The following is a 25,770-nucleotide window of genomic DNA, read 5'->3' on the forward strand; positions in this document are numbered from 1 at the left end:
CTTTATAAGCTTCTACGACTTCGACGAATACTTCTGGAACCACTTCCTTTCGATTTCTTGGTACTTTCCCGACAATTCATCTCGCATTTCATAATACTTCACTTTTTTTCTTAACTGACTTACTTCACTGTCATCATCAGGTCCTTTACCGAAAGCATATTGTTTTCCAATTGGTTGAGCTAACCTGTGCTCCTCACCATTCCTATACCATCTCATCCAAGTTTTGATTTGTGTCTTATTTTTAATACCAAACTTCTCCATAATCTCTTTGTTCGTTAGTTCCCCAGAAAGTTTTAAGCGTATCACTTCTCTTTTAATTTCTTCAGGATAAACCATCTTCTTCCCCATAACAAAAAACACCTCCAAATGTCGATAAATAATTAATACGACTCTGGGGGTGTTTTTTCCTGTCTCATATTATTGGGTCACTCTAGACGCTTACTGCTAGCTTTTTGTTTCCCAATTGATCCATTTCTTTTTTTACTCGTGGTAAATCATTCGATAAAAAGCGTACTAAATAGCCTGCATCACGCAATTTGGTAATACTTACCTGATGATCCGTTGATGAATGACTCCACTTCTCTACATCTAATTCTATTTCTCTATCTATGATCCATACACTTGCTATATAATGATAATCTCCCATTACCCCAAAATGTTTCACATCCTGAACGCTTGGCTCAAAACGCAAACCATCATATACAAGACACTCCTCCTCCATCCACACTTCTAGTTGTGTGTGACATTTAACAAACGTGAACCGTTCCCCTCGTTTTTCCCGTCCTGGATATAATATTTCTTCCCAGTAAAAACTACTTCCCTTTTTCATATTTACGGTTGTATGACTATGGAATTCACTTTCGGCAAAAGGAATAACCTCTTCCCTTTTCCACGTCAAACATGCTTGTTCCGCGAGCTCGATGTCAACCTCTTGTTTGCTCGGTTTACCATTAAAGGCAGGATATACTTTTGTTGCAGCCTGAGGATGCAGTGTTACGTTCGTACCTTTATCTAATCGGACTCGATATGCATTTTTATCTCCTGCCACAAGTCCTCCTGAGGATTCCATTAAGTAAACGGTAATGTCATCTGGATTATCAACATACAAGCCTCGACTTGCTTTTAATGGTGGTTGATAATACACATCTTTCATGATCGTTTTGTGGTTGCGTAATGCAAAATGAAGATCGATTTTTCCATCCATTTACGATACTTCGCTTCCTTCTAATAGCATGGCATGCTGGATCCATTGAATAACTTCTGGAATACCTTCACTTTTTTTCACATTAGTAAAAACAAATGGCTTCTCTTTACGCGCTTCTTTTGCATCTACTTTCATTTTATCAAGGTCTACTTCCACATATGGTGCTAGATCAATTTTGTTAACAAGTAAAAGATCTGATCTTGTTACACCTGGTCCGCCTTTTCTCGGAATATCACCGCCTTCTGCTACATCGATTACATAAATATAACCGTCTACAAGTTCTGGACTGAATGTTGCAGATAAATTGTCGCCGCCACTTTCTAGTAAAATAACATCTAAATCATCAAAGCGCCGTTTTAACTCATCGATTGCCTCAAAATTCATGGAGGCATCTTCACGAATCGCTGTATGTGGGCATCCTCCTGTTTCGACACCGATAATACGGTCTGCTGGTAAAATGCCTTGTTTAATTAAAAATTGAGCATCTTCTTTCGTATAAATATCATTAGTAATAACTGCAACACTATATTGATTCACCATTTCTTTTGTTAATTTTTCTACGAGTGAGGTTTTCCCTGAACCAACTGGGCCTCCTACACCTACTATTACTGGTTTCATTGAACATTCTCCTTCCTTATGAAATAAACAATCGTGATCTTAAATATTTATGCTGCATCGATGCCAGTTCCAAGCCAACAGCATGATTAGACAAATCAGACAAGTCTCGTTCCAATACATTTATCGTTGCTTTTTCCATCTCCGGTATCAAGCGATGAATCACTTCAATTCCGGCCTTTTGTCCAAGTGGAATCGCACGAACTGCATTATGAACAAGGCCGACCGTTGACGAATATAAAAAAGTAAGTACTGTTGTATAGAGGTCAAATGCTAAATCTTTGGCATATAGACTGTATACAATTGGAAAATGAGCAATTACCTTCTTTTCTTGTAATAGCTCGTTCCACTTCTCTAGTGAAGGCGTGTCACTTACCGGCAATACTGCTTTGACAAATTGCTTACCAATCATACTGCTCGCTTCTCTCGTTTCTTCCGCATTTTTGCTTGCATCACATATTTTCTCTAAGCGAATCAATTCTGCTAGTTCCTCTTTTTGATAGGATTCCTTAACAAAAATACCATCTGTGTAGGAGACATTTTCATGAAGATAGACTTGTAAAAAGTGAAATAAATCTTCTTTTGTTTTGATTGCATCTTCTTGAATAAAGGTTTCCATACCAAAAGAATGTGTATAAGTACCAATCGGAAAGGCAGAATCATGAATATGCATTAAATATAGAAATTTAGTGTTGATGACCTCTGTATTTAAATGGTTCTGTGAATCTTCTTTCTGTCTTTTCATACTTCACACCTACTTCATCAAATAAACGTTCCAGCGTCTCATCATAGCGTACCACAATTTCTGATTCTGAAATAAGACATGGTGTATGACGATTCCCTAATTCAAATGCAGCTTTCCCCATTTGCACGATATTTTCAGGGTAAACGACATAGACGCTTTCTTTCTTTGTACGAATGACAATTTGTCTTTCTTCGTCTTCATACACGACATCGCCTACTTTTAATGGTTCTTTTTCATCTAAGGCAATCGCGACATCTGTCCCTTTGTCTGTTGTTTTTCTAATTATCCGCTTGTTTAATTCGTCCCAATCTAGTTCAATCCACTCTCGATTCGAATGATCTTTGGGTTGTTCTTCTATATTAGTAAGTACTTCTTTCGTTAACATCTTCCATCCTCCTAAAATAAATAATAGCGTTGTGCCATTGCTACCTCTTCAAAAGGTTCACATGTAATGATTTCACCATCAAGTTTTACTTCATATGTTTCTGGATCTACATCAATTTTTGGCGTTGCATCATTCAATGGTAGATCCTTTTTCCCAATATTTCGGCAGTTTTTTACAGCACGAACAAGTTTCTGTAAACCTAGTTCTTCATGAATTTTAGCCTCAAATGCCGCTTGAGAAACAAAGGTAATAGCGGTTTGATATTTCGCTTTTCCTAGTGCGCCAAACATCGGACGCATCATCACTGGCTGTGGTGTTGGTATCGACGCATTGGGATCCCCCATTTGTGCATAGGCAATCATACCACCTTTTACAACTGTTTCCGGCTTGGTTCCAAAAAACTTCGGGTCCCAAATCACGATATCTGCTAGTTTGCCAACTTCGATTGAACCAATCTCTTCATTCATCCCGTGAGTAATCGCCGGATTAATCGTATATTTTGCCACATACCGTTTAGCACGTGTGTTATCATTTTCTGCTTGCTGGTCTTCCTGTAAAAAGCCTCGCTGTTTTTTCATTTTATCTGCTGTCTGCCATGTCCGAGTAATACTTTCACCGACACGCCCCATCGCCTGCGAATCAGAAGAAATCATACTAATGACACCTAAATCGTGTAAAATATCTTCCGCTGCAATCGTTTCTGGGCGAATGCGAGAATCAGCAAAAGCAACATCTTCTGGTACGTTATGATCCAAATGGTGACAGACCATTAGCATGTCAAGATGCTCATCTATGGTATTAACCGTATATGGTCTTGTTGGATTGGTCGATGATGGCAGCACATTCGGTAACGAAGCTATCTGCATAATATCTGGTGCATGTCCACCACCTGCACCTTCTGTATGATAAGTATGAATGACACGATCACCAATTGCTTTAACGGTATCTTCGAGAAAACCAGCTTCATTTAATGTATCCGTGTGGATGGCAACTTGCACATCCAGTTCGTCAGCAACACTTAAACATTGGCTGATAGCTGCCGGTGTTGTGCCCCAATCTTCATGTAATTTCAGACCAATCGCTCCAGCTTTGATTTGTTCTCGTTGTGGTTCTGCTGAAGAAGCATTTCCTTTTCCTAGAAAGCCTAGGTTGATCGGATACTCTTCTGTAGCCTCCAACATGCGGTGGATATTCCACTCTCCTGGTGTACAAGTTGTTGCATTGGTACCAGTTGCAGGTCCGGTTCCACCACCTAGCATCGTCGTGAAGCCCGATGCTAAAGCTACTTCAATTTGCTGCGGGCTAATAAAATGGATATGTGGATCAATCGCACCTGCAGTCACGATTTTCCCTTCACAGGCAATTACTTCTGTTGAGGCACCGACAATCATATTTTCGGTAACCCCCTCCATTACATCCAGGTTTCCACCTTTGCCAATCGCCACGATTCTTCCGTCCTTAATTCCGATATCTGCTTTCACAATACCGGTATAATCGAGAATCACCGCATTCGTTAAAATTAAATCGAGAACATTTTGATTACGAGTTCTTGTACTGCTTTGACCCATCCCATCACGCAATACCTTGCCACCGCCAAATACACTCTCATCCCCATACGTTGTGTAATCTTTTTCAACTTCTATCCATAAATCCGTATCAGCTAGACGAATTTGATCACCTGTTGTCGGTCCATATAGTAGAGCGTATTGCTGTCGTGATAGTTTCATCGATATGCTCCTTTCTAAAACCCTTTTTGCTTCATTGTTTCGGTAATTTCTTCTGTTTCTGCTACACTACCGTTTGTCAGGTTATTGAGTCCATATACATGTTTGTTTCCTGCTATTTCAACGAGCTCGACTTCTTTTTCCTCGCCTGGTTCAAAACGGACTGCCGTCCCCGCTGGAACACTCAATCGCATCCCAATCGCAGCAGTGCGGTCAAAATCAAGTTCACGGTTTACTTCAGGAAAATGATAGTGCGATCCTACTTGTATCGGTCTGTCACCTTTATTGGCAACTTTTATCGCTTTCGTCTTTCTATCTTTATTAATTTCAATTGCTTGTTTGCCTAGTTTGATCTCCCCAGGAATCATCGGGAACCCTCCTTACGTAATTGGCTGATGAACCGTAACAAGCTTCGTTCCATCTGGAAAAGTCGCTTCAATTTGCACACTTTCAATCATTTCTGGCACACCTTCCATCACATCGTCAGTAGTTAGGACTTGCTTGCCTTCCTGCATCAATTGGGCTACTGTTTTCCCTTCACGGGCGCCTTCCAATAAATAACAACTGATCAATGCAGTTGCCTCGGGATAGTTTAATTTCAAGCCTTTCTTCCTTCTTTTTTCCGCCAGTTCGCCCGCTAAGAAAAGTAGTAATTTCTCCTGCTCAACAGGTGATAATTTCATGAAAACCCCTCCCATTTAAACACTTAAATAACGATATACCTCGTCATCTACTACTTGATCGATCGGATTCTCATATACTACCGAACCATGATCGATGACATATAAATAATCAGCTACATTTTTAACAAAATCTAAATTTTGCTCCACTAAAATCATCGCTGTAGCAGAAGTATTTTTGATATCGATAATAACGTCTTGAATTTCCTGAACAATATTTGGTTGAATCCCTTCTGTCGGCTCATCCAGTAACAAAAAGGATGGATGTGATACTAAAGCTCTTGCAATGGCCAATTGCTGCTGTTGACCACCACTTAAATCACCACCATTTCTCTTAGCAAAATCCTTTAATATAGGAAAATAATCATAAATTTTCTCATCTATCTTTTTCTGCTTACCTGCTTCCAAACCAATTTGGAGATTTTCATAGACTGTCAGCTTCGGAAATATTTCTCTTCCTTGCGGGACATAGCCAATTCCTTTCTGAGCTCGTGAGGAGGAACGAGCTTTAGTAATATCTTCGGATTGATAATGAATCGTTCCTTTTTTCGGATGCAAAATACCAATGATCGTCTTTAGTAGTGTAGATTTCCCTACACCATTTCTGCCCATCACACAGATCACCTGGTTCTCCTTTACTTCCATATCAATCTCTCGAATCACCATACTTTCCTCGTAACCAGCTTCCAGCCCCTTAATTGACAACATTCTCCTCAACCTTTCTGCCTAAATATACTTCTCTTACTGTCGGATCATTTTGCACTTCTTCCATACTTCCTTCAAAAAGTAATTGCCCTTCATGCATCACCGAGACAATATCTGCATATTCCTTCACAAAATCCATATCATGCTCGACAATTAACACTGCTCGATCCCGCGCTATTTTAGTAATTAATTCTCCTGTTTTGTCACGTTCTTTCTTCGACATACCAGCAATCGGCTCGTCTAAAAGAACGATATCAGGTTCCTGCATGAGGACCATCGCAATTTCCAGCCACTGTTTTTGACCATGGGCAAGTGAGCCAGCAAGTTGACCCTTGACTTCTTTTAAACCAACTAATTCAAGCATTTCGTTTATCTTCTTTTTTTGTTCTTTTGTCCATTTTGCTTTCATCATCGAAAATAAGTTTTTCTTCTGCTTCATGGCAATTTCCAAATTATCTATTACGGATAAATTTTGAAAAATGGATGGAGCCTGAAATTTTCTTGAGATCCCTTGATGAACAATCTGGTCCTCTGACAACTTGGATAGTTCCTTTGTACTGTGTAACTTTATTTCTCCTGTGGTTGCTTTTGTTTTAGCACAAATAACATCTAATAACGTCGTCTTCCCAGCACCATTTGGACCAATCACAAAATGAACGCAATTCGGTTTTACAGTAAAATCTAGTTGATTAATAGCTTTAAACCCACTAAAATCAACTATAACTTTTTTCAACTTCAACACTGCTTGAGACATCTTGTTTTTTCCTCCGATCGTTCCATTTTTCAAATAAACCGGTTATGCCTTTCGGTAAGAAAACAACCACAAGTACGAACAACAACCCTAGGAAATATGTCCAAATATCTGGGTACGATTCACTGAATCCTGTCTTCGCCGCATTGACAAGAACCGCTCCAATAACTGGACCGATTAATGTTCCACGTCCACCTAAGGCAACCCAAAGCACCATTTCAATCGATGGAATAATTCCGATCATCGTCGGTGAAATAATCCCGACTTGCAGTACGAATAACATACCTGCAAGTCCTGCTATCGCAGCTGATAAAGTGTAAATAAACGTTTTATATGCAGATGGACTATAACCTAGAAATCTCATACGGTTCTCACCATCACGGATTCCGACTAGTATTTTCCCAAATCGCCCTTTCACCAGCTTGCGCGAAAGGAAAAAGACAAGACCTAATACGATAACAGTAATTATATAAAAAGCTGTCTGCGTAGTAGCAGAATTAACAGAGAATCCAAAAAACGTATTGAAATTGGTCAATCCGCTAGAACCACCAGTCAAATTTTGACTCCCGACGAATAAGGTAACTACCACTAAGACAAGTGCTTGAGATAATATCGTAAAATAAACTCCACTAATCCGATTTCGGAATGTTAAGTAACCGAGCATAAAGGCAATGATGGCTGGTAATAAAATACCGAGTATAATAGCGACGATCGGATATTGAAACGGAATCCATATCAGTGGCAATTCACTCATACCGCTCCAAGCCATAAAATCCGGTAAACCTCCTCCTGTTGCTTCCAGCTTTAAATACATCGCCATACAGTAGGCCCCTAAACCAAAGAAGATCCCGTGTCCCAGACTTAGAACACCTGTGTAACCCCACAATAAATCTAAGCCAATTGCCAAAATAGCAAATGCTAAAAACTTACCAAGCAAATTCAAACGAAAGTCTGATAGAAAAAGGGGAGCTGCTAATAACAACAGAAAAATCAAATTTAAAATGACTCTCTGACTCCATATTTTTTGATAAATCGTATTTTGCATGATTCAACGCTCCTCATTTATTAATCTAGTGATCTTGAACGTGACATGACTAGACCTGATGGACGCCATTGCAAGAAGGCGATAATCACAATGAATATTAGTACTTTACCTAATGTTGCATTTGTCACATATTCAAACACCGTATTTAAAATACCTATACCGAAAGCTCCTGAAACTGCTCCGAATAGTGCACCAACTCCACCAACAACAACCACCATAAACGCATCAATAATATAACTTGTTCCAATTGTTGGACCTATTGCACCTAATAATGTCAACGCACACCCTGCAACACCAGCAAAACCAGAACCAATCGCAAATGTCAGCATGTCTACTTTTCTAGTAGAAACTCCTAAACATTCAGCCATTTGTCTGTTTTGCATAACCGCTCGTACTCTTCTGCCACTTGCTGTCCGGAAAAAATAAATATAAATACTGATTAAACAGATGATAGACAATCCTAAAATAAATAATCTTGAATAAGGCAATATTAATGAACCAAGTTCTAATCCTCCAGATAAAAAAGATGGACTTGTTACCCCTACGTTAGGTGCACCAAAAATCGACCTTGCAGTTTGTTGTAAAATAAGTCCGACTCCCCATGTTGCTAGTAAACTATCTAATGGTCGTTTATAAAGATGACGAATTAAAGATACCTCCAACAGCATCCCTATACTTGCTGCCACAATAAGAGCAACTGGAATGGAAATAATAAAATATAGATCAAAATATTCTGGAGGAGCGTAGTTGATAAAAATATTTTGTATTACATAAGTGATATAAGCACCGATCATGATTAATTCACCGTGCGCCATATTAATAACATTCATCAAGCCAAAAGTAATCGCAAGTCCTAATGCAATTAAAAGCAGGATCGAACCCAGGCTTACACCATTAAATAAGGTTAAAATGATTTCATTCAATCCAAACAATCCTTTCTTTTTGAAGAAGGATGCAGGACTTAGCCCATCATCCTTCTTTTATAAGTGTTCAATTGCCAATTCATGTATTTTTTTGTGACATTAGATGTAAACTTCATCGTAAAAAAAATAGCTTTTTTTATTTCTTTATTTCTCTATTCTGCTAATGATTCACTTAAATCTGATGCCCAATCATATTCGTCTAAATAAGGATCCGGCTTAACAGGTTCTTCTGTCTGCCATAGCTCTGAGATCATGCCATCACTCTGCACTTCACCAATTCTTACGGTTTTATAAACGTGCTGATTGTCTCCGTCAATGGTTACCGTTCCGTTTGGTGCTTCATACGATATTCCTTTTGCTGCTTCCCTTACTTCATCAACATTTGTTGTTCCTGCTTCTTCCACTGCTTGTGCCCAAAGATAAACACCGAAATAACCTGCTTCGATCGGATCTGCTGTTACAGCATCTTCCCCATATTCCTCCTGATAGTTAGCAACAAATTCTTCGTTTTCAGGTGTATCTGTTGTTTGATAGTAGTTCCAACTTGTTAAATGTCCCTCAATAACATCTGCGCCAATACCTTTAATTTCTTCTTCTGCAACACTTACAGATAAAACCGTCATATCATCTGATGAAATACCTGCATCTTTTAACTGTTTAAAGAAAGCAACATTACTGTCACCATTTAACGTATTGAAAATAACATCCGGATTTTCATTTTTTATTTTAGCAATCACCGTATTGTAATCTGTATGACCTAATGGTGTATACTCTTCACCAACTAACTCTGCTCCTTCATTATCTAATTGTGCTCTAATAGCTGCATTTGCCGTTCTTGGGAATACATAATCAGATCCTAACAAGAAAAAAGAATCTCCTCGATTTTCTAACAACCAGTCGACAGCTGGTACGATTTGCTGGTTTGGCGCCGCCCCTGTATAGAAGATATTCGGCGAAGCTTCCATTCCTTCATATTGAACTGGATAAAATAATAAACCATTATGTTCTTCTACAACTGGTAACATCGCTTTACGACTTGCAGATGTCCATCCGCCAAAAATGGTTGCAACTTCATCTTGTTGTAATAATTTATTTGCTTTTTCGGCAAATGTCGGCCAATCTGATGCACCATCTTCAATCACAGGTTCTAACTGTTTGCCAAGCACACCGCCATTTTCGTTTATTTCTTTAATAGCAAGAAGCTCTGCCTGTTGTACAGATGTTTCACTAATTGCCATTGTTCCACTTAATGAATGTAAGATTCCTACTTTGATTGTATCTCCATCGCTTCCTTCATTGCTGTCGCTCTCCTCTGTTGCATCTACTGCCTCTTCTTCTGGATCTGTCGCATTTGCTGCATTATCTGCTGCCGAACACGCAACCATGAAGCTTGCAAGCAATCCTAAGATTAATAAATAAAAAAAGTTCTGCTTTCTCATTTGTCTGCCCCCATCCGATTTTTAATTGATTTACAAAGATAAGGCTAGCAAATTTAAAAAATCTAATCTAACATTGTGTAAGGTTTTCTCACATTGTTTTTGAAATATTCTGACATATTAATCATTAGAATTTTGTAAGATTTTAGCAGTCTACTAACTTAGTTTTGTTAAGAAGTTTCAAAATGTCGCGATTTCGCTGAAATTTGGAGGAGATGTTAAGACACGCAAAAAAAATAACACAAGCCTCCAATTGATAGAAGGCTTGTGTATGCTTTATTGTATAAAATCCGGTTTACATAATCCTTGAAATGTTAGAATATCTATTTTAATAACCTAGAAATTAATAGGTAAGGAGTGCCGTAAAGCTAAAATCAACGAAGAAAAAACTTATTGTCAATTAGCACAAAAATTACATTATCTTACATATAGGACAAATGAACAATTAGTCATTTGCAACGAAGTTTAGCTGATAAGAATCTGATTCGTTTGCATTCCTCGATCAATCTTTCCAATTGATCTAGCAACCCCTTGACGTATAACCATCATATATTCTTGGTGGACGATGGCAGTTGATTTCTTCGATTCGAATTTTCGAACTCTGCTATATTGACCACTCTCCATATAAATGTGGTACCCTACTTTCAAATACGGGAATGTTTTTACGTATTTCTGTTACTTTGGCTAAGTCGATGCTTGCACGGATAGTCGTTTCCGTTTCCGGAAGTCCTGACGAAACAAGCTCACCAGACGGATTAATCACCATTGATTCTCCAGCAAAATCAGTACCATTACATGTACCACAACTATTGGCTGAAATGATATAGCATTGATTTTCGATCGCCCGTGCATGTTGGAGGAATTTCCAATGATCTTTTCGGGCAGTTGGCCATTGTGCTACAACATGGATCACTTCTGCTCCCTGCAATGCTATTGCTCTCATTAACTCAGGAAAACGAAGATCATAGCAAATAACAACACCCATTTTCACTCCATCTAGTTCAAATACTGCACCTTTCGCTTCCCCACCACTTAAATATTTTGGTTCATCTAACATCGGAACAAGATGCATTTTGTCATATTGATGGACAAGATCCCCGCTGCGATCGAATACATAACTCGTATTATAAATGCCGTTTTCCTTTTGATTAGCAATTGAACCACCGATAATATTGATCTGATGTTTTTTGGCTAATTCACTGAAAAACGGAATCGTATTTTCTCCGTTGTTGTCTGCTAAACCATCTAGTTTGTCCAATGCATACCCAGCATTCCACATTTCTGGTATAACAACAGTATCTGGTTTATAATCGTTAACTTGTTTTTCTATCCAATTTTTAATTTTCGCTCTGTTCGCTTCCGGATCTCCAACGACTACATCCATTTGATAAATGGCATATTTCATGTCAAACACCTCTACTTTTTTGCTTTAATTTTATTGTAAAGCATATTACTGAGATAAGCGAAATTTATGCTATGTTAAGTTTTCCATCACTTGATACACGTGATAGAAAAGGAAATTTTTTATTAAGCAACTGGTTATTGCAAAAAGGGACTCGTTTATTGCGAATTCCTCTTTCTTTATTGCGAAACAGCGCTCGTTTATTGCGAATTCCTCCTTCTTTATTGCGAAATCGCACTCGTTTATTGCGAAATCTCGCTTCTTACTAAATACCGCCGTTTAAGATCCATTACTTGCGATCATTTACCTCTGTGATATGCTTAAAATGAGGTGAAAAGAATGAAAGCAATTATGATTGGTATTCTCGCGGCTATGTTTTTTTCTGTTACGTTTATACTGAACCGCTCCATGGAATTGGATGGAGGTAGTTGGGCTTGGAGTGCTTCTCTTCGATTCATTTTTATGTTGCCATTATTATTATTAATTGTTGGCTTCAAGCGAAATATTAAACCGGTTCTCTTACATATCAAACAAAATCCAAGCGCATGGTTGATATGGAGTACTGTAGGCTTTGGCTTATTTTACACTCCTATCACTTTTGCAACTATATATGGTCCAGGTTGGCTTGTTGCGGCCACCTTCCAATTAACTATTATCGCCGGCTCCTTTCTTGTTCCTATCCTAGATAAAAATAAAAAACAAAAAGTCCCCATACAAGCGGTGATGATATCACTTGTTATACTTGGCGGTGTATGTTTGATGCAATTGGAACATGCCAATGCAGTACCATTAGTAAGTGTACTACTCTGTGTACTTCCCCTGCTTATTTCAGCAGTAGCTTATCCGTTGGGTAACCGTAAAATGATGCAGGTAGCAAATGGTGAGCTTAATACCTTTCAACGTATTCTAGGTATGACGATTGCATCCATGCCATTCTGGATTCTTTTATCCCTATATGGTTTTGCTTCACACGGACTACCAGCAGTATCTCAACTTAGCCAAACTTTTATAGTCGCCGTTTTTTCCGGGATTATTGCTACTGTCTTATTCTTCTATGCTACTGAACTGGTTCAACATGATAACGAGAAATTAGCAGGAGTTGAAGCTACACAGTCTGGTGAAGTAGTGTTTGCCTTAATTGGAGAACTGCGGTTACTCAGTGCACCAATACCAAGCATCGTGTCTTTTATCGGCATACTGCTTGTTATTATTGGTATGATCTTTCATAGTCTGGCAACTATTTGGAGTAATAAGAAACAACAACAACATTTGAAAGAAGCACAATGATACTAATCCACGCTGTTATTTTTATTCAGACTGTCCTATAATACTGAATATATCGACCATTTTGGTAGAAAGGGGATTTCTATGTCCACACGATTACAGCGTTCTGAAGTGCCTGTTGAAAAAACATGGGATTTAAGTAATTTATTCCCGTCTCACGAAGCATGGAAAAAAGAGCTAGAGGCGATACAATCTGATGTTTCAGAAATTACGCAATACAAAGGAAAATTAGTAAGTAATGCCACTACTTTATTGAATGGACTGACTGCTTTAGAAAATTATCAAAAGCGATTAACTTATGTAAGTACATATGCCAACTTACGTGCAAGTACGGATGGAAGTGATCCTGCTAATCAACGGGATGCGGCCAAAGTCGCTTCGGCACTGGCAAATATCAGTGCGAAACTATCTTTTTTTCAATCTGAATTGTTAACACTTTCTGAAGAGGATGTGGAGCAGTTTTTACAGGATGAAGAAGGTCTTGTTACTTATAAAAAACTGCTTAATGATACCCTGGAGCAAAAACCATATACCTTAGCTCCGGAAATGGAAGAGACTTTAGCCGCTTTAGGTGAGGTTCATGATGCACCTTTCATGATTTATGAACGAAGTAAATCCTCTGATATGACCTTTGATTCTATCAAAGATGAACAGGGGAAAGAGTTACCGATGTCTGCAGCCCTTTATGAAGACCGCTATGAGCTAGAAGCGAATACGCGAATTCGACGTGATGCTTATCAATCTTTTACTAAAACATTGAACCAATACAAACATACTTATGCGGCAACATATGCTACAGAAGTAACCAAACAAGTTACATTAGCTCGACTGCGAAACTATGATTCTGTTACAGATATGTTGCTGACTCCTCAGCAAGTAACGAAGGAAATGTATCATAATCAACTGGATGTCAGTCAAAAGGAACTTGCACCACATATGCGTCGTTATGCCAAGTTGTTGAAAGAAAAGCTCGGCTTAGACGAATTACGTTATGCTGATTTAAAAGCACCTCTTGACTCGGAATATAATCCGTCAACAACGTACCAAGAGGCAAAAGCAATTATTCTCGATTCATTACAAGTAATGGGACCAGAATATAGCGAAATTATCCAAAAAGGTTTGAACGAGCGCTGGATTGATTTAGCTGATAATATTGGAAAACAAACTGGGGCGTTCTGCTCAAGTCCCTATGGTGTCCACCCATATATTTTGATCACGTGGACAGACACAATGCGTGGTGCATTTGTGCTGGCACATGAACTCGGGCATGCTGGGCATTTCTATCTAGCTGGAAAAAATCAATCCCTAGTCAATACTGACCCATCAACATACTTTGTAGAAGCACCGTCAACACTGAACGAATTACTGCTAGCAAACCATTTGTTAAGTAAAACCGATAATAAGCGAATGAAACGATGGGTGATTACGCAACTCATTGGAACCTATTACCATAATTTTGTTACACATCTTTTAGAAGGAGAATATCAACGTCGCGTCTATGACTTAGCCGAAGCTGGCACACCGTTAACGGCTGATGTGTTAACCCAACAAAAATTAGAAGCACTGCAAAACTTCTGGGGTGATACGGTGACCTTTGACGAAGGAGCTGGACTAACCTGGATGCGTCAACCCCATTATTATATGGGATTATATCCATATACGTATTCTGCTGGATTAACAGTAGCTACAGCTGTGGCACAAAGAATTAAAACAGATGGAAAAACGGCAGCTGACAATTGGTTAGAGGTTTTGAAAGCTGGTGGATCATTAAAACCGCTGGAGCTTATCAAAAAAGCTGGAGTCGATATGAGTAAACCTGATGCTATTAAGGAAACTGTCGCCTATATCGGCTCACTAGTTGATGAGTTAGAGAAGAGTTATTAGTAAAAACCTATCACGATAGGAGGAAATCCGATCGTTTGTATTCATTACAAGGAAAACCAATGCATGTAACTGGAAGATTTCCCGGTAAAGTTGTATTAACCGGGAAATGGGCCTATTAAAATTAGAGGTTTTCCCGGTAAAACTAACATTACAGGGAAATCTAATAAGTAGAATAAGCAGATTTCCTTATAATAAAGTGACCGCAGTTACAAACAACTTCATCACTTCCTGCAGAACAAAGAAGTGGATATTTTATCCCTTTAGAAAAAGCTCTTAAGTTAGGTACGTTAACTTAGGAGCTCATTATTTGCAATTAATTGTACTTACTTTCACTATTATATCGAGTTTAGTGAAGATTGGTTGATCAAAGTCATTTGCGAGAGCTTGGCTTCCAACACTTTCAGCATCCGAAATGAAGCATAACACTCTTTATCATTTATCATTGTGATCATTCGTCTTTTTTTATCGATATGCTTGATTTGCTTCATATTGATAAGGTAACTTTTGTGACAGCGAAACAATTGTTCATAAAGCTGTTCATAGTCTTTCAGCTTTCCATAAAATTCATACTCACCATTACGCTCATACAGTCTAATTTTATGCACTTGAGCAGACGTTTCAAAGTAATAAACGTCAGCTATATTAATATTAATAATTCGTTCACCTATTTTAATTTGGATAAAATTCATTTCTTCATGGTCACCTATCTGTAAATACTTATTAAAGGCAACTCGAAGCGCTTCCCGCACCTGTTCTGCAATTCTTTCCTTGCCATTCTCTTTAGCAATAAAGTCTAGTGCTGCAAGCTTATATTTGAACGTTAATTTCATTTTATCTGCATGCGCCGTAATAAAAATGATATTTGCTAATGGATCTTGCTTACGGATCTCACGAGCTAGATCCATTCCATCAATAGAGGTACCAAGTTCAATGTCTAAAAAGTAACAATCTGCACCATTATGTTGTAAACATTCTAGTACTTTTTCTGGTTTAGATGTGTTCAATACCACTTCCATACTCGGTTCATGAAACATGGCATAATTGGAAATAACAGATTGTAGAAATTCTTGTTGGCTTGCTTCATTTTCACAAATAACTATTTTCATTACAACCTCTCCTTATATCCTGTTACATGATTGGATATGTTTGATCCTTCACTTCTTGACCCGCACTGATCATCAGAGCAACTTCCATACAAACGCTTGAACAGACGACCAAGTATTTCTTTGAATAAGTCTTTTATTATCACATTTAATCATCTATCTTTCTCACATTTCGTCAAAGATTGTTTTACAGCTTCTTGTGCATGAATCCTTGCTGTATCAAACAATGGCACTTCCGCATCATCTGATTTGATCAATAAACCTATTTCTGTACAACCTAAAATTATCGCTTCTGCACCATTATTAACTAAGCGTTGAATTACTTTTTGATAATATTTTTTAGAAGAACTGTTAATGTGGCCTAAACATAACTCCTCAAAAATAATGTGATTAACTTGTTCTCTTTCTTCTCCATTCGGAACTATAACCTCAAGACCGTTTTCTTCTAATTGTGACTTATAAAAATCCTGTTCCATTGTATATTTCGTACCAAGTAGGCCTACTCTCCTAATCTTGGATTCTTTTATCTTCGTTGCAGTTGCATCAGCAATATGTAAAATCGGTATATCTATCATTTCTTCAATATAATCGATTATTTTATGCATCGTATTCGTACAAAGAACAATAAAGTCAGCGCCTGCTTTTTCTAGTGATAATGCCACATCTGCTAACTGTTTCCCTGCACTTTCCCAATCCCCTTCAGATTGATAACGCTCAATTTCATCAAAATCAACACTATACAATAAGCATTTGGCAGAATGTAAACCACCTAATTGAAGTTTGACTTCTTCATTAATAATACGATAATACTCAACAGTGGATTCCCAGCTCATCCCACCTATTAGCCCAATTGTTTTCATCAAAATTACCTCTCTTCTCATCCAGAAATCATACACTGCTCCATTTTTTTTTGCAGTAAACGGTTCGCATCATCCAGTTATTGCAACGGACCTTTCACTCTTGCGCTAGTGTCAGCTTTTCAACTTCTCATCCAATGCCAACCATGCACCAAGTCCAAACAAGGTAATCCCACCTACTGTTTGTTGCCACCATAGCGCTGTTTTATTTTTCGCTAAGAAATTACCAAACAAGCTAGCGATTAAAGCCGTCGAAATATCTACTAATAAACCGATAATACCTAAAATTAAACCTAAAATAATAAACTGACTAGCTGTACTGGATAAACTCGGATTAATAAATTGCGGAATAAATGTTAAGAAGAATAACGCAACTTTCGGATTAAAAATATCTGTTAACGCCCCCTCCATAAAAGCTTTACGAACACTCACTTTTTTCTTATCGGTAAAAATTTGTACATTTTTTCGATCCCGTAAGGTTTGGATCCCCAAATAAATTAGATACGCTGCTCCCACATATTTCAATATGAGAAATGCCCATGTAGAAGTCATGAGAATAGCGGATAATCCTAATACTGCTAGTACAATATGAACAAGTACGCCCATTTGAATACCAAATGCTGTTGCGATTCCATATCTTCTTCCCTGAGAAATACTTCTGCTAATGACAAAAGCCATATCTGGTCCTGGTGCAATACAAATAATAAAAGCAGCTAACATAAATGCCGGTAATAGTGAATAATCAATAGCTAAAAAGTCAAACATGTAACATTCCCCCTGATAATAAAGTCACCTTATATATTTATGAACAAAATTAAAAATCGTTGTCCAGTATAATGCTGAATCAACCTGTACCGATTCACCATGTCCTGCCTTTGGAATAACTAGTTTTTCTTTATCGGCATTCGCTGCCTCATACACTTTATCTATCATTTCAAATGGCACAAAACTATCGTTTTCCCCATGAATAAATAACATCGGTATCTTACTTGCACGAACCTTGTTCACAGCTGAAGCTTCATATAGATCAAATCCCGCTCGCAGTTTAGTGACGGTATTGGCAGCATTAATAAATGGAAACTTCGGTAGTTTAAATAAATCAGCTAGTTGATAAGCAAAAATATCGTCAACAGCTGTATAGCCACAATCTTCTACGATGACCTTCACATTATTAGGTAATTTTTCTCCTGATGCCATCATAACTGTGGCTCCCCCCATCGAGACCCCATATAAAACAATCTCAGCGTCAGGATTGATAGCTAATATTTGATCAATCCATGATAAAATATCCAAGCGATCATGCCAGCCCATACCGATATAGTTCCCTTCACTTTCACCATGTCCGCGAAGATCAGGTGCAAGTACATTAAATCCTTTATCATAGAAGCCACGAACCCATCTCACCATCACAGCAGCTTTTGCTCCATAGCCATGGACAACAATCGCCCATTTATGATTTTGCTCTGTTTGTTCATAAAGGTCCGCATGTAACTTAAGCTGTAGTTTATCCTTGGAAATCATCGAGATACTTGATGATGGAACACGTTCTCTAAATGTGTTATCGGTGAGCTTTTCTTTTTCAGCAACCTCAGGAAGTACCGCTTCACTTCTTGCTAAATGAGGATTATCTTTAATAAATATTTTTTCTTTCTGTGCATTTAATGCGAAATTGTAAAAATAGTTCCCTACCCAAAAATAAGCTCCTAGCATAACCACAACAATCACTATCATGATAATGGTTACTTTCATCAATGTTCTGTGTCCTCCTACATTTCCTTATATGACCTAATCTCATTTTGTTTTTTCAGTTACATGATGTTTCGGTATTCATAGGAAAATGGAGCATTGCTCGATCAATCGAAACTACAATTCCTTTGTCATAAATACGCTGTTCGGGTCCTCTATGTAATCTGAAAACGGCTTACAATATTGAAAACCAAAGCTAGCATATAATCGTTTAGCTGGTTCAAAAGCCTTCATTGAACCTGTTTCCAAGCTTAGTCTCTGATAGCCACGCCTTTTAGCTTCTTCCATTATGTGCTGAAGGATTCGCTTTGCAACACCCTTTCTTAAATGTGAAGTAGCAGTCCGCATTGATTTTATCTCTCCATGTTGATCGTCTAACTCTTTAAGCGCCCCACAGCCAAGTAATGTATCATTTTCCCATGCACTCCAGAAAGTAACATCTGGTTGTTTCAAACCGTCAAGATTGAAGGCATGGACACTTTCCGGTGGAGAAATTTTTGACATCTGTTCAAGATGCTCCGTGATCAATCCTCTAACTTTCGAATCGCTTAAATCACCTACTATTATTTTCAAAATAATCTCTCCATTCAGCGAATAATAGTCCATATATATAAATTTGAATATATTAACATTATATCAAAAACTACACCAAACCACTTAAGTTATGCATAATCAATCATTTTTCTAAAAACCTCTTACTCAGTCTCGCATAACCTCCAAAAACTGGGGAATACTGGAGATGACGAATCTCAAGGAGGTTAAAGAATGGAGAACAAACAGAACCCGAACCACAGCGAAGAAAAGATGACCAATCAACAAGGGCATGCGGTTACCGACAATCAGAACGTTCGTACTGTCGGAGATCGTGGTCCGACGACATTAGAGAATTATGATTTTTTGGAAAAGATTAGCCACTTTGACAGAGAAAAAATCCCGGAACGAATTGTACATGCTCGTGGAACAGGGGCACATGGTTATTTTCAGTCATATGGGACCGTTAATGGAGAACCAATTTCCAAGTATACTCGGGCAAAGGTGTTTACTAATACAGAAGTACAAACGCCTGTTTTTGTCCGCTTTTCCACGGTAGTTCATGGTAAACACTCCCCTGAAACATTACGAGATCCACGTGGTTTCGCCATTAAATTTTACACAGAAGATGGGAACTGGGATCTAGTAGGTAACAACTTAAAAATATTCTTTATTCGTGATCCGCTGAAATTCCCTGATATGATTCACGCATTTCGTCCTGACCCAGTAACCAATTATCAAAACCTTGAGCGTATGTTTGACTTTGTCAGTCAATCACCAGAAGCATTGCACATGGTTACCTTTGTCTTTTCTCCTTGGGGAATCCCGGCAACATATCGCCATATGCAAGGATCAGGGGTTCACACTTATAAGTGGGTTAATGAAGAAGGCAAAGCAGTCTTAGTAAAATATCATTGGGAACCGGTCCAAGGAATCAAGAACTTAACACAGGATGAAGCGACGAAAATTCAAGGTAAAAACTTTAATCACGCAACTCAAGATCTTTATGAAGCCATTGAAAAAGGAGACTATCCGGAATGGGAGCTATATGTTCAAATCATGGAAGATGGTGAGCATCCGGAACTGGATTACGATCCATTAGATGCAACAAAGCTTTGGTATAAGGAAGATTATCCTTGGCACAAAGTTGGAAAGATGGTATTAAATCGAAATCCTGAAAACTTCCATGCCGAGGTAGAACAATCTGCTTTCGGAACTGGTGTATTAGTTGATGGCTTAGATTTCTCTGACGATAAGTTATTACAAGGTAGAACCTATTCCTATTCTGATACGCAGCGCTACCGTGTTGGAGCAAACTATTTACAGTTACCAATTAACCGTCCTCACCACAAAGTTGCAACCAATCAAACTGGTGGACAAATGGACTTCAGACAAGATTATGGCGATTTCAAAAATCCACATGTTGATTATGAGCCATCCATTACTGGTGGGTTAAAAGAGGATAAAAATCCTGGTGTGGAGCACGAACCATATGTAGAAGGAAATTTGCAGCGTAAAGCTATTTCCAGGGAAAACAATTATGGTCAAGCCGGTGAAACATACCGCCGCTTAAGCGATTGGGAGAAAGACGATCTAATCAAAAATCTTGTTTCTGCTTTATCAGGTTGTCGAAAAGAGATTCAAGATCAAATGATCAAACATTTCTATCAATGTGATAATGATTATGGAAAACGTGTAGAAGATGGCTTAAAAACGGCAATGGAAAGTAATAAAGAAATGATGGAAGATGCTGTACAAGAAGCAGGAGCAATGGGGCATCCCTCTGATCCATATTAAATGACATTTAAAATCCTTGGAATGGTACGCTATTCCAAGGATTTTTTATATTCTAGGAATAAAAAGACAGACATTTTTCTATTGGACAGTGGTTCCGTCATTTAATTCTCTTCTATTTGCTGTGGAATCAACGATTGCAGTATTCCACAACTTCTTGATAAGGCAAATCTCCACCAAAAATATCAAGTGCACTGCCTATTGTCACGTGCAGTTTCCCTTTTGCTAATTGCTCAAAAAGCTGGAGATCTTCCATCGACCGGACGCCACCAGCATAAGTCGTTGGAATCGATACATAATCAGCGAGCTTTTCTACTAAGTTTTCTGCAATACCACCTCGTTTTCCTTCCACATCAGCGGCATGAATTAAAAACTCATCACAGTATTTTTCTAGTTCCTTAACGGTTGATGGGGTGATTTCAATATTACTGAATTTCGTCCATTTATCTGTGACGACATACCATCTACCATCTTTTTGTTTACAACTTAAGTCAATCACAAGTCGTTCCTTGCCAATTTTCTCTATTAATTTCACTAGTTGATCCATTTTTAACTCGCCATCTTGAAAAATATAAGATGTCACAATCACATGAGAAGCGCCTGCTTCAAGGAATTCTTCCGCATTATCGGCATTAATTCCGCCACCGATTTGTAATCCACCTGGGTATGTTTGTAATGCTTGTATTGCTGCTTCTTGATTACCATCTCCTAGCATAATCACATGGCCACCAGCTAAGTTATCTCTCTGAAACATTTCCGCATAATAGCTACTGTCATATGTAGAAACATAATTTTCAATTACATTTTTATTCTCATTATTAAGTGTAGCACCAACAATTTGCTTTACTTTTCCTTGATGCAAATCAATACATGGTCTGAATTGCAAGATATTCACATCCTTCTGAAAAATGCAGTTACCCCTATTCTAGAACATTCCTATTAAAAAGAAAAGACGCCACTAATGTGTGACGTCCCAACTTTTTAAGCAAACCCACGTTCATATTGAACCGGTACTTCAGTTTCCTGTCCTAACTCGTGAGCAGCATGAACCGTCCAATACGGATCACGAAGCATACCTCTTCCGACCGCAACAAGGTCTGCATCCTGATTTCCAACAATAGCATTTGCTAGATGGGCATCTTCCAAACGACCTACTGCAATGACTGGAACCTCTAGCGCTTCACGCATCGCTCTTGCAAAAGGAACCATGTATCCTGCGTGTCCTCCTGGATTTCGAGATGGGGCAATCGCACCTTCTCCTCCAGCACTAATATGGAACATATCTACACCAGCCTCTTTATAGGCTTTTGCTAATTCAATACCACCTTCTAGTTGATAGCCTTCTTCAACAAATTCTGTTGCAGATATTCTCATGATTAAAGGCATATCCTCTGGCATTTCACTTTTGGCAGCCTTTACTACTTCTGAACCAAACCGTGTCAATTGTCCATACTCATCATTACGCTTATTGGTATAGCTGGAATGGAATTGATGAATTAAGTATCCATGGGCACCGTGCAATTCAATCGCATCAAACCCTGCTTCTACAGCACGTCGAACAGATTGACGGAATTTCTCCACCATTTCTTTTACTTCGTCTGTTGAAAGTGCACGTGGTTCTTTATATTGCTCATTAAACCTTATCGCAGATGGAGCAACTGGTGTTTTTGCATCTTCCGCTTTGCGTCCAGCATGTGCGATTTGGATAGCGATTTTAGAACCTTGCTCATGTACAGCATCTACAATTTTCTTGTATGCTGGAATTTGCTGATCGGACCATAAACCTAAACAATTATTAGAGATTCTTCCATCTGGCTCGACGTTTGTCATCTCGACAATCACAAGTCCGGTACCTCCAACTGCACGGCTTACGTAGTGTGTATAGTGCCAATCGTTAGGTGTACCGGCTTCGTTCGTTACCGAATATTGACACATCGGTGGCATTACCACACGATTTTTTAATTCTAGATTTTTTATTTGAAAAGAACTGAATAATTGATCCACTTTTATGTTCCTCCTTACTTACTTTTTGTTACCTAATAAAGTATAGCAAGAATTGATGACAAGGTCACACGATTGAACTTGAGAAAAATAAAACACAGACTTTTGTAACAAAGACAAACGCCCTTGCATAGATTATGGACAGAGACCTACTTTTTTTAAGGATGTGAGTAAATGTTTTATCATGTAAAAGAACTTCAATATCCAGCTAAACCTGATCGTCCTGATCCGCTTTTTGCCAAGCAGCTGCAAGAAGTGTTAGGTGGACAATTCGGAGAAATCTCCGTAACCATGCAATACTTATTTCAAGGCTGGAACGTTCGAATGGATGGCAAATATAAGGATTTGTTAATGGATGTTGGTACAGAAGAAATAGCCCATGTAGAGATGTTAGCAACCATGATTGCGCGTCTCTTGGATGATGCACCTGTAGGTGACTTGGAGGAAGCGGCTAAAGATCCCGTGCTGGGTGCGATTATTGGCGGGATGAATCCACAGCATGCCATTGTATCCGGATTAGGTGCAATGCCTGGTGACAGTGTTGGTAATCGCTGGACTGCTGATTATATAATCGCCAGCGGGAATCTACTTGCAGACTTTCGTGCCAATTTAAACGCAGAATCCCAAGGACGCTTACAAGTATCCAGGCTGTACGAAATGACATCAGATCGCGGAGTAAAGGATATGCTTTCCTTCTTAATTGCTCGTGATACGATGCACCAAAATATGTGGTTAGCAGCCATCGAGGAATTAGAAGAAAAAGAAGGTGTTGTTGTACCATCAACATTCCCTCGTAATCTTGAGAAACAACAAGTTGCTTATGATTTTTATAACTTCTCACAAGGAGACGAAAGTGCAGAAGGAAGATGGGCACATGGTCGTTCGATGGATGGTTGCTCCAATTTCCGTTATGTACAAAATCCACCCGCATATGGTGGCATTCCATCCTTGAAGCCGGCACCACCTTATACATTTAATACGAACTTCCATATCCCACCTTCTTTATGTTAGATAAGAAAAACCGGCAAACTCCGCCGGTCCATTATTACTTGGGTAGTAATGATGAAATATTTGAACAGCTTGACCACCACTCTGGCTGCACACTTCCCTTTCCATGGGGTTTGCCCTTCAGTTACTTTTTCGAGCATTAGGGCAATTCGTGAAGTCGCCTAGTTTTTGGGTGCTCGGAGTTAGACAAATACCCAAATTTTATGCTTTCTTTTTACCTTAAAAACAGCGTAATTCGTTCTCAAGAATTACGCTGTTTTCTCCCCCTCCAAAGCAATAATTCTAAAGCAATAATACAAGTGATCAACCACCCGATCCCTAGGGACATCCCTGCTACGATATCGGTAAAAAAGTGCACCCCTAATACGACACGGCTAAAGGCAATCGTCACTGTAAGAAACGCAAAGAACAAAACAGAAGAAACTCTTAGCCATTTCGTTGAAATCTTTTTCCACAATAAGTAGCCAACAAATCCATAAAAGGCAACGGAGCCTGTTGAGTGTCCACTAGGAAAGCTAAAACCTGTTCCACCATATTGTGCAATTAATTCCGGTCGCTCCCGCTCAAAGACAAGTTTCAATACTTGTGTTAACAAACTAATCCCTATCATATTGATGCTAAAGAACATACTGTACCATTTACTTTTTTTCGCAAAGAAAAGATAGATAGCTAGTAATACAGAAGCTATCGTTAAAAAGAGAATCGACCCTGCTTCTGTAACCACCCCCATCAGCTGATAAAGCCAATCTTCCTCTGCAAAGACCATAAACTCCTGAAAAACACGATCGGCGAAAAACTTCTCTTCTTCTAGCACATCACCTGCTAATTCGATAAAAAGAGAAACCGTTACAGCAATAATGATAAATCCAATTATTAAAGTAAAGATAGCTATCTTCGACATATCTTTCATCTATATTCACTCCTATTATTATTATTCCCAATTAAGAGAAGCAACACTATGGAAAAAGTGTGAAATGAGTGCTTTTTTTGTTGTTTAAATGTAATAAAACAATCAGATTACTGGTATGATGGGAATAATGTTGCTAAACTTGAGATGATATGGGTTGCAATTGTTCTATCACCTATGTTTGAATGGACAGACAATGAGTTATATGGAGGTTGTTTATTAATGAAGAAGATATTAATGCTATTAATGATGATTAGTTTGGCTGTTGTCACCGTTGCATGTGGTAATGATGATGAGGAGCCAGCTGATGAAAACAATACAGAAGAACCTGCAACAGAAACACCAGAGAGTGATGACGAAGCTGAGGGTGAACCAGAAGCACAAGAGGAAGCAGCTGATTCAGCTGCAGCGACAGGACAACAAGGAGTTAGTGATGATGAATTAGTAGAAGAAGACCAAGCTGTAGCGACTATTAATGGTGAAGAAATTCTTGGTTCTTCCTACAATCAAATTTATCCACTTGTAAAAAGCACATTAGAACAAGCCGGACAAGAAGTAGAAGATACCGAAGCTATAAAACAGCAAACTTTAAATGAATTAATTACTCAGGAATTGATCCGCCAAGATGCTAAAGAAGAGGGACTTACAGTAGAACAAGAAGAAATTGACAATGAACTAGCAACTTATGAAGAACAATTTGGCGAAGAGTACGCTACTGTTCTGGAATCAAGCGGATATACCGAAGAAACGTTTAAGGAACAAATCGAGAATGATTTACTTTCTGAAAAATATATGGAGTCTGTACTTGGTATCGAAGTAACAGATGATGAAATCAAAGAATATTATCAATCAGCAGCAGAGCAAAGTGAAGAAGACCTTCCACCATTGGAAGATGTTGAAGATCAAATTAAACAAACACTTACTTCACAAAAACAACAAGAAAAACAAGAAGAAATTCAAGCCAAAATCGATGAACTTAGAGAAAATGCTGAAATTGAAGAATTGATCTAAAAAATCATCCCCTTGCTGGGGATGATTTT

Annotated in this window: 27 protein-coding genes and 1 pseudogene; 5 read left to right on the forward strand and 23 right to left on the reverse strand. The window is 38.5% G+C overall.

Going from position 1 to position 25,770, the window contains the following annotated elements; genetic code table 11:
* The 15 genes and pseudogenes from D569_RS0113000 to D569_RS0113070 form a co-directional block, all read right to left on the reverse strand.
* A pseudogene (locus tag D569_RS0113000) lies at nucleotides 1-348 on the reverse strand (transposase); the annotation flags it as partial.
* An 82-nt stretch (nucleotides 349-430) separates the two neighbouring features.
* Nucleotides 431-1,204, reverse strand: a complete 774-nt coding sequence (locus D569_RS0113005; protein ID WP_018932867.1) for an urease accessory protein UreD — start codon at nucleotides 1,202-1,204, stop codon at nucleotides 431-433.
* A complete protein-coding gene (gene ureG / locus D569_RS0113010; RefSeq protein ID WP_018932868.1) occupies nucleotides 1,205-1,822 on the reverse strand; it encodes an urease accessory protein UreG in 618 nt (205 codons plus the stop codon).
* Nucleotides 1,823-1,838: 16 nt separating this feature from the next.
* A complete protein-coding gene (locus D569_RS0113015; RefSeq protein ID WP_018932869.1) occupies nucleotides 1,839-2,564 on the reverse strand; it encodes an urease accessory protein UreF in 726 nt (241 codons plus the stop codon).
* Nucleotides 2,506-2,949 carry an urease accessory protein UreE gene (locus D569_RS0113020; RefSeq protein WP_018932870.1) on the reverse strand — a complete coding sequence of 148 codons (444 nt, stop codon included), beginning with the start codon at nucleotides 2,947-2,949 and terminating at the stop codon, nucleotides 2,506-2,508. The genes D569_RS0113015 and D569_RS0113020 overlap by 59 nt, the downstream gene beginning before the upstream one ends.
* Before the next feature lie 11 nt (nucleotides 2,950-2,960).
* The gene (gene ureC, locus D569_RS0113025) at nucleotides 2,961-4,676 is read right to left on the reverse strand and encodes an urease subunit alpha (protein ID WP_018932871.1); all 1,716 of its coding nucleotides are present in this window, start codon (nucleotides 4,674-4,676) and stop codon (nucleotides 2,961-2,963) included.
* 14 nt (nucleotides 4,677-4,690) lie between these two features.
* Nucleotides 4,691-5,041 carry an urease subunit beta gene (locus D569_RS24840; protein WP_018932872.1) on the reverse strand — a complete coding sequence of 117 codons (351 nt, stop codon included), beginning with the start codon at nucleotides 5,039-5,041 and terminating at the stop codon, nucleotides 4,691-4,693.
* Nucleotides 5,042-5,053: 12 nt separating this feature from the next.
* Nucleotides 5,054-5,356, reverse strand: coding sequence for an urease subunit gamma (gene ureA / locus D569_RS24845; RefSeq protein ID WP_018932873.1), 303 nt, complete (start codon nucleotides 5,354-5,356; stop codon nucleotides 5,054-5,056).
* A 15-nt stretch (nucleotides 5,357-5,371) separates the two neighbouring features.
* Nucleotides 5,372-6,061: an urea ABC transporter ATP-binding subunit UrtE gene (gene urtE / locus D569_RS0113040; protein ID WP_018932874.1), complete on the reverse strand. Its 690-nt coding sequence runs from the start codon at nucleotides 6,059-6,061 to the stop codon at nucleotides 5,372-5,374.
* A complete protein-coding gene (urtD, locus tag D569_RS0113045) occupies nucleotides 6,048-6,812 on the reverse strand; it encodes an urea ABC transporter ATP-binding protein UrtD (protein ID WP_018932875.1) in 765 nt (254 codons plus the stop codon). Before urtD ends, urtE begins: the two co-directional genes overlap by 14 nt.
* Nucleotides 6,772-7,854, reverse strand: a complete 1,083-nt coding sequence (gene urtC, locus D569_RS0113050) for an urea ABC transporter permease subunit UrtC (protein WP_018932876.1) — start codon at nucleotides 7,852-7,854, stop codon at nucleotides 6,772-6,774. The genes urtD and urtC overlap by 41 nt, the downstream gene beginning before the upstream one ends.
* 20 nt (nucleotides 7,855-7,874) lie before the next feature.
* Complete coding sequence (urtB, locus tag D569_RS0113055) at nucleotides 7,875-8,777, reverse strand: urea ABC transporter permease subunit UrtB (RefSeq protein ID WP_018932877.1); 903 nt, start codon at nucleotides 8,775-8,777, stop codon at nucleotides 7,875-7,877.
* A gap of 152 nt (nucleotides 8,778-8,929) precedes the next feature.
* A complete protein-coding gene (urtA, locus tag D569_RS0113060) occupies nucleotides 8,930-10,216 on the reverse strand; it encodes an urea ABC transporter substrate-binding protein (protein ID WP_018932878.1) in 1,287 nt (428 codons plus the stop codon).
* A gap of 462 nt (nucleotides 10,217-10,678) precedes the next feature.
* Entirely contained in the window at nucleotides 10,679-10,837 is a 159-nt protein-coding gene (locus tag D569_RS24390) for a hypothetical protein (RefSeq protein WP_018932879.1), read from the reverse strand.
* Entirely contained in the window at nucleotides 10,818-11,618 is an 801-nt protein-coding gene (locus tag D569_RS0113070) for a carbon-nitrogen family hydrolase (RefSeq protein WP_018932880.1), read from the reverse strand. Before D569_RS0113070 ends, D569_RS24390 begins: the two co-directional genes overlap by 20 nt.
* 336 nt (nucleotides 11,619-11,954) lie before the next feature.
* Here D569_RS0113070 and D569_RS0113075 point away from each other — a divergent pair, with 336 nt between their 5' ends.
* The gene (locus tag D569_RS0113075; protein ID WP_018932881.1) at nucleotides 11,955-12,902 is read left to right on the forward strand and encodes a DMT family transporter; all 948 of its coding nucleotides are present in this window, start codon (nucleotides 11,955-11,957) and stop codon (nucleotides 12,900-12,902) included.
* Nucleotides 12,903-12,983: 81 nt separating this feature from the next.
* Nucleotides 12,984-14,783 carry an oligoendopeptidase F gene (pepF, locus tag D569_RS0113080; RefSeq protein WP_018932882.1) on the forward strand — a complete coding sequence of 600 codons (1,800 nt, stop codon included), beginning with the start codon at nucleotides 12,984-12,986 and terminating at the stop codon, nucleotides 14,781-14,783.
* A 335-nt stretch (nucleotides 14,784-15,118) separates the two neighbouring features.
* Here the strand turns inward: pepF and D569_RS0113090 are convergent, their stop codons facing one another.
* The 5 genes from D569_RS0113090 to D569_RS0113110 all read right to left on the reverse strand — a co-directional run bounded on the left by D569_RS0113090 (nucleotide 15,119) and on the right by D569_RS0113110 (nucleotide 19,062).
* Complete coding sequence (locus D569_RS0113090) at nucleotides 15,119-15,889, reverse strand: LytR/AlgR family response regulator transcription factor (protein ID WP_018932883.1); 771 nt, start codon at nucleotides 15,887-15,889, stop codon at nucleotides 15,119-15,121.
* A gap of 149 nt (nucleotides 15,890-16,038) precedes the next feature.
* Nucleotides 16,039-16,746: an aspartate/glutamate racemase family protein gene (locus D569_RS0113095; protein WP_018932884.1), complete on the reverse strand. Its 708-nt coding sequence runs from the start codon at nucleotides 16,744-16,746 to the stop codon at nucleotides 16,039-16,041.
* A 111-nt stretch (nucleotides 16,747-16,857) separates the two neighbouring features.
* Complete coding sequence (locus D569_RS0113100; protein ID WP_018932885.1) at nucleotides 16,858-17,508, reverse strand: LysE family translocator; 651 nt, start codon at nucleotides 17,506-17,508, stop codon at nucleotides 16,858-16,860.
* A gap of 24 nt (nucleotides 17,509-17,532) precedes the next feature.
* Nucleotides 17,533-18,492 (reverse strand): alpha/beta hydrolase, encoded by a 960-nt coding sequence (locus D569_RS0113105; protein WP_018932886.1) that lies wholly within the window; start codon nucleotides 18,490-18,492, stop codon nucleotides 17,533-17,535.
* Nucleotides 18,493-18,606: 114 nt separating this feature from the next.
* Nucleotides 18,607-19,062 carry a GNAT family N-acetyltransferase gene (locus D569_RS0113110; protein WP_018932887.1) on the reverse strand — a complete coding sequence of 152 codons (456 nt, stop codon included), beginning with the start codon at nucleotides 19,060-19,062 and terminating at the stop codon, nucleotides 18,607-18,609.
* 192 nt (nucleotides 19,063-19,254) lie between these two features.
* Here D569_RS0113110 and D569_RS0113115 point away from each other — a divergent pair, with 192 nt between their 5' ends.
* Nucleotides 19,255-20,817, forward strand: a complete 1,563-nt coding sequence (locus tag D569_RS0113115; RefSeq protein WP_018932888.1) for a catalase — start codon at nucleotides 19,255-19,257, stop codon at nucleotides 20,815-20,817.
* A 127-nt stretch (nucleotides 20,818-20,944) separates the two neighbouring features.
* Here the strand turns inward: D569_RS0113115 and hisA are convergent, their stop codons facing one another.
* The gene (hisA, locus tag D569_RS0113120) at nucleotides 20,945-21,700 is read right to left on the reverse strand and encodes a phosphoribosylformimino-5-aminoimidazole carboxamide ribotide isomerase (RefSeq protein ID WP_018932889.1); all 756 of its coding nucleotides are present in this window, start codon (nucleotides 21,698-21,700) and stop codon (nucleotides 20,945-20,947) included.
* A 95-nt stretch (nucleotides 21,701-21,795) separates the two neighbouring features.
* Nucleotides 21,796-22,818, reverse strand: a complete 1,023-nt coding sequence (locus D569_RS0113125; RefSeq protein WP_018932890.1) for an NADH:flavin oxidoreductase/NADH oxidase — start codon at nucleotides 22,816-22,818, stop codon at nucleotides 21,796-21,798.
* Nucleotides 22,819-22,989: 171 nt separating this feature from the next.
* On the opposite strand from D569_RS0113125, the gene D569_RS0113130 reads away from it, so the two are divergent.
* The gene (locus D569_RS0113130; protein WP_018932891.1) at nucleotides 22,990-23,826 is read left to right on the forward strand and encodes a manganese catalase; all 837 of its coding nucleotides are present in this window, start codon (nucleotides 22,990-22,992) and stop codon (nucleotides 23,824-23,826) included.
* A gap of 238 nt (nucleotides 23,827-24,064) precedes the next feature.
* Here D569_RS0113130 and D569_RS0113135 read toward each other — a convergent pair whose 3' ends face one another.
* Nucleotides 24,065-24,733, reverse strand: coding sequence for a phosphatase PAP2 family protein (locus D569_RS0113135; RefSeq protein ID WP_018932892.1), 669 nt, complete (start codon nucleotides 24,731-24,733; stop codon nucleotides 24,065-24,067).
* Between the two features lie 219 nt (nucleotides 24,734-24,952).
* On the opposite strand from D569_RS0113135, the gene D569_RS0113140 reads away from it, so the two are divergent.
* Complete coding sequence (locus tag D569_RS0113140) at nucleotides 24,953-25,741, forward strand: SurA N-terminal domain-containing protein (RefSeq protein ID WP_018932893.1); 789 nt, start codon at nucleotides 24,953-24,955, stop codon at nucleotides 25,739-25,741.
* The last annotated feature ends 29 nt before the right edge of the window (nucleotides 25,742-25,770 follow it).

The organism is Gracilibacillus lacisalsi DSM 19029 (assembly GCF_000377765.1).
Classification (GTDB): domain Bacteria; phylum Bacillota; class Bacilli; order Bacillales; family Amphibacillaceae; genus Gracilibacillus; species Gracilibacillus lacisalsi.

Excerpts from the sequence above, each read along its gene's own strand:
- D569_RS0113005 (WP_018932867.1), bottom strand. The coding sequence starts at position 1,204 with ATGGATGGAAAAATCGATCTTCATTTTGCATTACGCAACCACAAAACG.
- ureG (WP_018932868.1), bottom strand. The coding sequence starts at position 1,822 with ATGAAACCAGTAATAGTAGGTGTAGGAGGCCCAGTTGGTTCAGGGAAA.
- D569_RS0113015 (WP_018932869.1), bottom strand. The coding sequence starts at position 2,564 with ATGAAAAGACAGAAAGAAGATTCACAGAACCATTTAAATACAGAGGTC.
- D569_RS0113020 (WP_018932870.1), bottom strand. The coding sequence starts at position 2,949 with ATGTTAACGAAAGAAGTACTTACTAATATAGAAGAACAACCCAAAGAT.
- ureC (WP_018932871.1), bottom strand. The coding sequence starts at position 4,676 with ATGAAACTATCACGACAGCAATACGCTCTACTATATGGACCGACAACA.
- D569_RS24840 (WP_018932872.1), bottom strand. The coding sequence starts at position 5,041 with ATGATTCCTGGGGAGATCAAACTAGGCAAACAAGCAATTGAAATTAAT.
- ureA (WP_018932873.1), bottom strand. The coding sequence starts at position 5,356 with ATGAAATTATCACCTGTTGAGCAGGAGAAATTACTACTTTTCTTAGCG.
- urtE (WP_018932874.1), bottom strand. The coding sequence starts at position 6,061 with ATGTTGTCAATTAAGGGGCTGGAAGCTGGTTACGAGGAAAGTATGGTG.
- urtD (WP_018932875.1), bottom strand. The coding sequence starts at position 6,812 with ATGTCTCAAGCAGTGTTGAAGTTGAAAAAAGTTATAGTTGATTTTAGT.
- urtC (WP_018932876.1), bottom strand. The coding sequence starts at position 7,854 with ATGCAAAATACGATTTATCAAAAAATATGGAGTCAGAGAGTCATTTTA.
- urtA (WP_018932878.1), bottom strand. The coding sequence starts at position 10,216 with ATGAGAAAGCAGAACTTTTTTTATTTATTAATCTTAGGATTGCTTGCA.
- D569_RS24390 (WP_018932879.1), bottom strand. The coding sequence starts at position 10,837 with ATGGAGAGTGGTCAATATAGCAGAGTTCGAAAATTCGAATCGAAGAAA.
- D569_RS0113070 (WP_018932880.1), bottom strand. The coding sequence starts at position 11,618 with ATGAAATATGCCATTTATCAAATGGATGTAGTCGTTGGAGATCCGGAA.
- D569_RS0113075 (WP_018932881.1), top strand. The coding sequence starts at position 11,955 with ATGAAAGCAATTATGATTGGTATTCTCGCGGCTATGTTTTTTTCTGTT.
- pepF (WP_018932882.1), top strand. The coding sequence starts at position 12,984 with ATGTCCACACGATTACAGCGTTCTGAAGTGCCTGTTGAAAAAACATGG.
- D569_RS0113090 (WP_018932883.1), bottom strand. The coding sequence starts at position 15,889 with ATGAAAATAGTTATTTGTGAAAATGAAGCAAGCCAACAAGAATTTCTA.
- D569_RS0113095 (WP_018932884.1), bottom strand. The coding sequence starts at position 16,746 with ATGAAAACAATTGGGCTAATAGGTGGGATGAGCTGGGAATCCACTGTT.
- D569_RS0113100 (WP_018932885.1), bottom strand. The coding sequence starts at position 17,508 with ATGTTTGACTTTTTAGCTATTGATTATTCACTATTACCGGCATTTATG.
- D569_RS0113105 (WP_018932886.1), bottom strand. The coding sequence starts at position 18,492 with ATGAAAGTAACCATTATCATGATAGTGATTGTTGTGGTTATGCTAGGA.
- D569_RS0113115 (WP_018932888.1), top strand. The coding sequence starts at position 19,255 with ATGGAGAACAAACAGAACCCGAACCACAGCGAAGAAAAGATGACCAAT.
- D569_RS0113130 (WP_018932891.1), top strand. The coding sequence starts at position 22,990 with ATGTTTTATCATGTAAAAGAACTTCAATATCCAGCTAAACCTGATCGT.
- D569_RS0113135 (WP_018932892.1), bottom strand. The coding sequence starts at position 24,733 with ATGAAAGATATGTCGAAGATAGCTATCTTTACTTTAATAATTGGATTT.
- D569_RS0113140 (WP_018932893.1), top strand. The coding sequence starts at position 24,953 with ATGAAGAAGATATTAATGCTATTAATGATGATTAGTTTGGCTGTTGTC.